The sequence below is a fragment of the Actinomadura sp. HBU206391 genome (assembly GCF_014323665.1).
Classification (GTDB): Bacteria; Actinomycetota; Actinomycetes; order Streptosporangiales; family Streptosporangiaceae; genus Actinomadura_C.
Map to the genome: position 1 here is coordinate 23,002 of NZ_JABVEB010000069.1, position 7,377 is coordinate 30,378.

Here is a 7,377-nt window from a genome sequence, read left to right on the forward strand (position 1 = left end):
TGCTCCTGACAGATCCGTCCGAATGGTCGGTCACGGCAGCGGACTGCGGGCCGTGCCGGAGCGGGCATCCTGCCGCGCGCCGGGTGAGCTCCACCCGGGCGCCGACCGGATCGGCATGGGTCCGGCCGCCGTCATCGCGGTGCCGAGCTCGTCGCATCGGCCGGCGGCCCGATGGTCAGGGGATCGGAGAGCCGGGAGTCAGGGCGTCAGGGTCAGGGGGTCAGGCGTGACCGGACCAGCGCCGCTCGAGGGCGAGCCGCCCATCCGGGGTCAGCTCGCCGAACAGCCGGAATCGCGCCATGCCGCCGTCCGGATAGACGTCGAGGCGCACATGGGTGACCTCGTGGCCGCCGGCCAGCGGGAACCGGTGCCTGGTGTCCGGCTGCAGCCGGGTCCGGTCCAGCAGCGGCGTCCACGCGGCCTCGTCTCCGGGTGCCGCCACACGCGCGTCGATGCCGCTCAGCGCGGCGGCCCCGGGTGCGTTGCCCTTGAAGTGGGTGGTGTCCAGCTCGGCGAGGCGGGCGACGCCGGGGGCCGCGAGCCTGACCAGCACCCAGTCGTTGCCGTCGTCGCGGCGCCGCGCGGTCTCCCAGCCCTCCCCCATCACCGTCGCCTGGCCTGGCGCGATCAGGTTGTTCGGCGAGGAGTAGAACATGTTGGAGCAGTCCTCCACCATGCCGCCGTTCTCGAGCGCCGCCAGGTCGACCGGCAGCCCCGCGAGCAACCGCGGGTCCGCGACCGGCTCACCGTGCACACGCAGCCGTGCCACCCCGCCGTCCGGAAAGATCCGCAGTCGTACGTGGGTGAAGCGCCGTTCGGCGTCCACGTCGAAGGGATGTGCGGCGTCGCCCCGCAGCGGGGACCTCGGCACGATCTCCACCCAGGCGGCCCGCTCCAGCTCGGCGGGTCCCGGATAGCCCTCGGCCGAGCACGCCTCCACGGAGGCCTGCGGCGGGAAGTTGCCGGTGAAGAACGCCGTGTCGACGACCACGCCGCGGACGACGCCGGGCATGCCGAGCCGGACCATCGCCCAGTCGTGCCCGGGTTCACGGCGCCGGCGGGTCTCCCACCCGTCGTACACCTGCCCCTTGTGACCGAAGGTCCCTGGTGAGAACACCGGTGCCGCCGGATTGATGAGGTTCTCGCGCTCGGCGAAGGACTCGTCGTTGGCCGCCACCACCGAGCCGCCCACCGCGCGCCCCGCGAGGTCGGGCAGCCGCCGGAAATCGCTCACATCTTCCTCCACTCGGCTTCCGAAGCCCCCACGGCGGCGCCCGCGCGGGTGAGGAGGCGACCGCGCGGGCGTGCCGGATCGATCGGCTCGCCGCGCAGCCAGGCGCCGCGCACCGCACCCGACAGCGTCGCGCCCGCATACGGCGTCACCGGGTTCTTGTGGTGCAGTGCCGCGGCGTCGACGACCTGCACGGCATCGGGGGCGAAGACGCAGAAATCCGCGTCGTGGCCGGCCGCGATGTGCCCCTTGCCGCGCACCCCCGCGATCTCGGCGGGCCGCTCCGCCATCCAGCGGGCCACGTCGGCGAGTGCGAAGCCCCTTGCGCGGGCCTCGGTCCAGACCGCCGAAAGCCCGACCTGCAGGGAGGAGATGCCGCCCCACGCGGTCCCGAAGTCTCCGGCGTCCAGATGCTTGAGCTCGGGGGTGCACGGCGAATGGTCGGAGACGACGCAGTCGATGACCCCGTCGGCGAGACCGCGCCACAGCGACTCGCGGTTGGCGGCCTCGCGGATCGGCGGGCAGCACTTGTACTGCGTGGCGCCGTCGGGCACCTGCTCGGCGGTGAACGTCAGATAGTGCGGGCAGGTCTCGACGGTGATCCGCACGCCGTCCCGCCGCGCCGAAGCGATCATCGGGAGGGCGTCCGAGGAGGACAGATGCAGGATGTGCGCCCGGGCTCCGGTCCGGCGGGCGAGCTCGATGACCTGCGCGATCGCGGTGTCCTCGGCGCCGCGCGGCCGGGAGGCGAGGAAGTCGTCGTAGCGGGCCCCTCGCGGGGCGGGTGCTCCGTCGATGACGTCCGGGTCCTCAGCGTGCACGATCATCAGGCCGTCGAAGGAGCGCAGCTCGGTCAGCGCCTCCTCGAACCCACGCGCCGTCAGGTGCGGGAACTCCTCCACGCCCGAGTGCACCAGGAAGCATTTGAAGCCGAACACACCGGCGTCGTGCAGCGCCCGCAGCCCTCGCGTGTTCCCGGGGATCGCCCCGCCCCAGAACCCCACGTCGACATGGCACTGCGGTTCGGCGGCCGCGCGCTTGGCGGCCAGGGCGCCGGTGTCCACGGTCGGCGGCACCGAGTTCAGCGGCATGTCGACGATCGTCGTCACGCCCCCCGCGGCGGCCGCGCGCGTGGCGGACGCGAAGCCCTCCCACTCCGTACGGCCGGGCTCGTTCACGTGCACGTGGGTGTCGACGAGGCCGGGCAGCAGCACCTCGTCGTCCTCGAGCACGACCGAGCGGGCCGCCGTGAGCGAGGAGTCGTACGGTTCGACCGCGACGATCCGGCCGGCGGCCACCCCGACGCACCGGGCCGGCTCGCCGCCCTCGGTGATCACTCTGCGGGCGCGGACGACCAGGTCGAGTTCGGTCACGGTGACTCCTGTCCGCTCACGGCTGCTCGATCCAGCCCAGAAGGTCTCCGGCCAGAAGGTACCCGCGACCGGCCGGGCTGACGAGGGCGAGATCGATCACCTCGCCTCAGCGAGGATCTTGCGCACCTGCTCGGGAGAGGTGAAGACCTCGGCGGTCATGCCGGTCTCGCGGGCGGCCACCACGTTGCGCTCGCTGTCGTCGAAGAACAGCACGTCGGCCGGGGCGACTCCGAGACGCCGGGCGCAGATCTCGTACGCCTGCGGATCGGGCTTGGCGACGCCGATCCGGCAAGAGTAGGTGAGCGCGGTGAAGTGTCCGAGCCAGTGGCCGTGGATGCCCTCGAACATGGGGACGAGGTCCTCGATGATGTTCGACAGCAGGCCGAGGACCCGGCCCTGGCCCGCGAGTTCGGCCACCAGCTCGACCATGCGCTCGTCGACCCTGGTCCAGCTCTCCAGATCGGCCTGGACGAGCGCCTGCACAGTGGACGCTGAGAAACTCACACCGAGCCGGGCGGCCGTCTCCATCCAGTACTCCTGGCTGGACTGGCCGGCGTCGTAGGCGGCACGGCCGGCCCAGTACGCTGCCCAGAACGGCTCGCCGGTCACTCCGGCCAGTCGCTCGATGCGGCCCCTCGCCTCCTCGGTCTGGGTGCGGGCGATGACTCCGAACAGGTCGAAAACGATCGTCTGCGGCATCCCACGACCTTATTCGGGCGCGTGCCTCCTCACGATGGCGGCGCACCGTACCGGGGCGCCTGCACAACAAGCGCTTGGCCGCGTCATAAACTGGTGTCCGCACGGTTCTTCGAGCTAGCGGTCGGGTTCGACCGGCATACTGAAAAGGTGACGACCACGAGCACCAACAGCGGACGGTCCGGGGGCAGGGGTCGCGCGAAGGGCACTCCCGCACTCGCCTCCGAGCGGCGGGAACACCTCGTCAGGCTCGCGGCGGAACTCTTCGCGGAAAAAGGCTTCCAGGCCACCACGGTCCGCAACATCGCGGAAGAGGCCGGCATCCTGTCCGGCAGTCTCTACCATCACTTCGACTCCAAGGAGTCGATCGTGGACGAGATCCTCTCCGGGTTCTTCGGCGAGCTCATGGCCGCCAACCATGCCGCCGTCGAAAAGGGCGGTGATCCACGCGAGGTCATCTCCGCGCTGGTCCGGATCTGCTTCGGCACCCTGGAGCCGCACCGCGCCGCCATCACCGTGATGCAGAACGACTGGAACTACCTCAAGTCGCAGGAGCGCTTCGCCTATCTCTCCGAGTCCGAGGACGAGGTCGAGAAGATGTGGGTCACGGAGATCAAGAAGGGTCAGAAGACCGGGTTGTTCCGCGAGGACATCGACCCGAAGCTGACCTACCGCATGATCCGCGACACCATCTGGGTGGCGGTGCGATGGTTCCAGCCCGGCGGCCGTCTCAACGCCAAGGGCCTGTCCGACCACTACCTCAAGGTCCTCTTCGACGGCATCTGCACCCACTGACCGGCGGTCATTTCGCCGAGACGGCGACCGGCTCGACCGGTGATCCGGCCTCGGGGTCATGCCGGGGAAGGAGCCGCTCCAGCCAGGCCGGCAGCCACCAGTTGGCCCCGCCGAGCAGCTCCATCACCGCGGGTACGAGCACCATGCGCACGATCGTCGCATCGATGAACACGGCCACGCCGAGACCGAGCCCCACCTGCTTCACCGCCACCTCGGCGCCGAGCAGCACGGACAGGAAGACCATCACCATGATGGCCGCGGCGGCGGTGATCACTCGTGCCGTCTGCTCCAAACCTCGCGTGACCGCCTGACGAGTGTCGCCGAGGCGTTCGTACTCCTCCCGGATCCGCGAGATGAGGAAGACCTCGTAGTCCATCGAGAGCCCGAACAGGACCGGGAAGACGAACAGCGGCACCCACGCGGTCACCGGCATCGTCGTGGGGAATCCCAGCAGGCCGCCGAGCCATCCCCACTGCACCACGGCGACCAGCACACCATAGGCCGCCCCGATGGACAGGATGTTCATCACCGCCGCCTTCACCGCGATGACCGGCGACCGGACCAGCGGGACGAGGAGCGCCAGCGACAGGCCCACCACGACGGCGATCAGCCAGGGCAGCCGGGATCGCACGTCGTCGGCGAAGTCGGTGAGGGCCGCGTTCGGCCCGCCCACGTGGACCCGCAGGTCCGTGCCCGCCGTCGCGCGCGGCACAACCTCGTCGCGCAGCCGGTGCACCAGCTCGGGCGTGGCGGAGTCCTGCGCCCCGGTGGCGGGGTAGGCGATGAAGATCGTGGCCGTGCCGTCGTCGCTCACACGAGGCGGAGTCGCGGCGGCGACCCCGCGCGTGCGCCGGACCGCCTCGACGACCGGCCCGGCATCCCCGCCCTGGGCGACGAAGACCAGTGGCGCCGCGTAGCCGGGCCCGAAGCCGTCGGCCAGGATGCGGTGCGCGGCGTAGCCGCTCGTGTGCCGCGGCTGCGTGCTGGAGTCGGGGAAGCTCAGGCGCATCGCCACGGCCGGCGCGGCGAGCACGAGCAGCACCGTGGCGGCGGCCGACGCGGCCACGAGGGGCCGCCTCTGCACCGCCCCGGCCCACCGGTCCACTAGGGGCCGTCCCGCCCGGCCCAGGCGCGGCACGCGCAGCCGGTCGATCCCCCGGCCGGTGAAGCCGAACAACGCGGGCAGCAGCGTGATCGAAGCGATCATGGTCATGAGCACCGTCGTCCCGGACGCCACCGCCACGCCCGTCAACAGCCGCTGCCGCATGACCAGCAGGCCGAGCAGCGCGACGACGACGCTCGTCCCGGCGAACAGCACGGCCCGTCCGGACGTGCCGATCGCCGTCACCGTTGCCTCTCGCGGATCCGCTCCACCCGCCAGCGCCTCGCGGTAGCGGGTGACGATGAAGAGCGCGTAGTCGACGCCCACGCCGAGCCCGATCAGGCCGGCCACGATCGGGCCGAACGAGGGCGCCGGAAGCACGTGCCCCAGCAGCTCCGTGCCGGCGAGACCGGTGCCGATGCCGAAAAGGGCCGTCGCGATCGGCAGGCACATCGCGAGCACCGATCCGAAGGCGACCAGGAGGACGACGACCGCGGCGAGCAACCCGAACCCCTCGGAGCCGCCGTCGGGCGTCTCCGCGACGTCCACCGCGGGACCGGCGAGCGCGAGCCGGACACCGTCTCCCGACTCCGCGTGCGCCGCCTCGATGAGTTTCGTGACGCTGCCGGTCGGCATGTCGTCGGCCACCACGTCGAGGCCCGCGGACGCGAACGCGGTGCGGCGGTCCGGCGAGATCTGGCCGGGCACCAGGTAGGGCGAGACGATGCCCGTCACATGCGGCGTTCGGCCGATCGCAGCGACCAGCCGCTCGACGCGTACGCGGGCGGCGGGATCGTCGACGCCTCGCTCGGCCCGGACGGCCAGCGTGATGGACTCGCCGCCCTGCCCGGGAAAGTGCCGGTCCAGCAACCGCTGGGCGCGTGCCGACTCCGACCTGCCACCCTCGAACTCGTTCGCGGCGGACGAGGGAAAGCCCGCCCCGGCGACGATGGCCGCGGCCGCACCGACGATCCACAGCAGCACGGTGAGACGCCGGCGCCGGTAACAGAAGCCGGCCAGCCGGGTGAGTGGACTGCTCGGACGGTCGCCCATCGTGGTCTTCTCCTCGGGTCGGCGGTTCGCACACCTGAGGATTCCGGCCACGGGAGACCATGGCGTCCCGCCCGCGAAGTCACCCGCGGGCCGGCCTACTCTTACGCGGCTACTCCCAGCGCGGTACGGCCGGGTCGCCGCCGGGAACGACCAGACCGCTCTCGTAGGCGAAGATGACCAGCTGGGCGCGGTCGCGGGCGCCGAGCTTCACCATCGCCCGGCTGACGTGGGTCTTGGCCGTGTGCGGGCTGACGACCAGTTTCGCGGCGATCTCCTGGTTGGACAGCCCGAGACCGACCAGCCGGACGACCTCTCGCTCCCGGGCGGTGAGGACGTCGCGGACCGGCACGGCGGCCTCCGCCCGGGCGGGCGCCGCGACGAACGCCTCGATCACCGCACGGGTCACCGCGGGGGCCAGCAATGCCTCGCCCGCGGCCACGAGACGGATCCCGCGGAGCAGGTCCACCGGTTCGATGTCCTTGACCAGGAAGCCGCTGGCCCCGGCCCGCAGCGCACGGAAGACGTTCTCGTCCTCGGCGTACGTCGTCAGCACGACGACACGCACGTCCGCCAGGGCCTGGTCGGAGGTGATGCGCCGGGTCGCCGTGAGTCCGTCGACCTCGGGCATCCGGATGTCCATCAGCACCACGTGCGGCCGCCGGTCCCGTGCCAGCGCGACCGCCTCACCGCCGTTGACCGCCTCGCCCACGACCTCGATGCAATCGGCGGAGTCGAGGAGCATGCGGAAGCCCGCGCGGACGAGCGACTGGTCGTCGGCCAGGACCACCCTGATCACGAAGTCACCGCCGGCATCCTCGCCCGCACCATGAAGCCGCCACCGGGCGCCGGGCCCGCCGTGAAGGTCCCGCCGACCGCCTCGGCGCGCTCGGCCATGCCACCGAGCCCATGACCGGCGCCGCCGGCGACCTCGGGCGGCGGTCCGGCGCCGTCGTCGGTGACCTCGAGCGCCACGCCGCCATCGTCGTCGTAGGAGATCCGCACGGCGGCGCGGACGGCCGGGCCGGCGTGCCGCAGCACGTTGGTGAGCGACTCCTGCAGGATCCGGTAGGCGGAGTGGTCCGCGGCCGGTTCCAGCGGTACGGCGCGGCCGCGTACCTCCAGGGTCA

The 7,377-nt window shown here is 71.9% G+C and carries 7 protein-coding genes; 1 reads left to right on the forward strand and 6 read right to left on the reverse strand.

Features of this window, described 5'->3' with window-relative positions; all coding sequences use genetic code 11:
• Window positions 1-220: 220 nt before the first annotated feature.
• The 3 genes from alc to HKK72_RS20520 form a co-directional block, all read right to left on the reverse strand.
• Window positions 221-1,234 (reverse strand): allantoicase, encoded by a 1,014-nt coding sequence (gene alc, locus HKK72_RS20510; RefSeq protein ID WP_187236014.1) that lies wholly within the window; start codon window positions 1,232-1,234, stop codon window positions 221-223.
• Entirely contained in the window at window positions 1,231-2,604 is a 1,374-nt protein-coding gene (allB, locus tag HKK72_RS20515) for an allantoinase AllB (RefSeq protein ID WP_187236015.1), read from the reverse strand. Before allB ends, alc begins: the two co-directional genes overlap by 4 nt.
• A gap of 96 nt (window positions 2,605-2,700) precedes the next feature.
• Window positions 2,701-3,303, reverse strand: coding sequence for an HAD family hydrolase (locus HKK72_RS20520; protein WP_187236016.1), 603 nt, complete (start codon window positions 3,301-3,303; stop codon window positions 2,701-2,703).
• A 147-nt stretch (window positions 3,304-3,450) separates the two neighbouring features.
• On the opposite strand from HKK72_RS20520, the gene HKK72_RS20525 reads away from it, so the two are divergent.
• Window positions 3,451-4,095, forward strand: coding sequence for a TetR/AcrR family transcriptional regulator (locus HKK72_RS20525; RefSeq protein WP_187236017.1), 645 nt, complete (start codon window positions 3,451-3,453; stop codon window positions 4,093-4,095).
• A gap of 7 nt (window positions 4,096-4,102) precedes the next feature.
• On the opposite strand, the gene HKK72_RS20530 is transcribed toward HKK72_RS20525, so the two are convergent.
• The 3 genes from HKK72_RS20530 to HKK72_RS20540 form a co-directional block, all read right to left on the reverse strand.
• Window positions 4,103-6,250 (reverse strand): MMPL family transporter, encoded by a 2,148-nt coding sequence (locus HKK72_RS20530; RefSeq protein ID WP_187236018.1) that lies wholly within the window; start codon window positions 6,248-6,250, stop codon window positions 4,103-4,105.
• 109 nt (window positions 6,251-6,359) lie between these two features.
• Window positions 6,360-7,046, reverse strand: coding sequence for a response regulator (locus tag HKK72_RS20535; protein ID WP_187236019.1), 687 nt, complete (start codon window positions 7,044-7,046; stop codon window positions 6,360-6,362).
• Window positions 7,043-7,377, reverse strand: a 335-nt coding sequence (locus HKK72_RS20540; RefSeq protein WP_315987354.1) for a sensor histidine kinase, incomplete at its 5' end; no start/stop codon positions are given. The genes HKK72_RS20540 and HKK72_RS20535, both read right to left, overlap by 4 nt.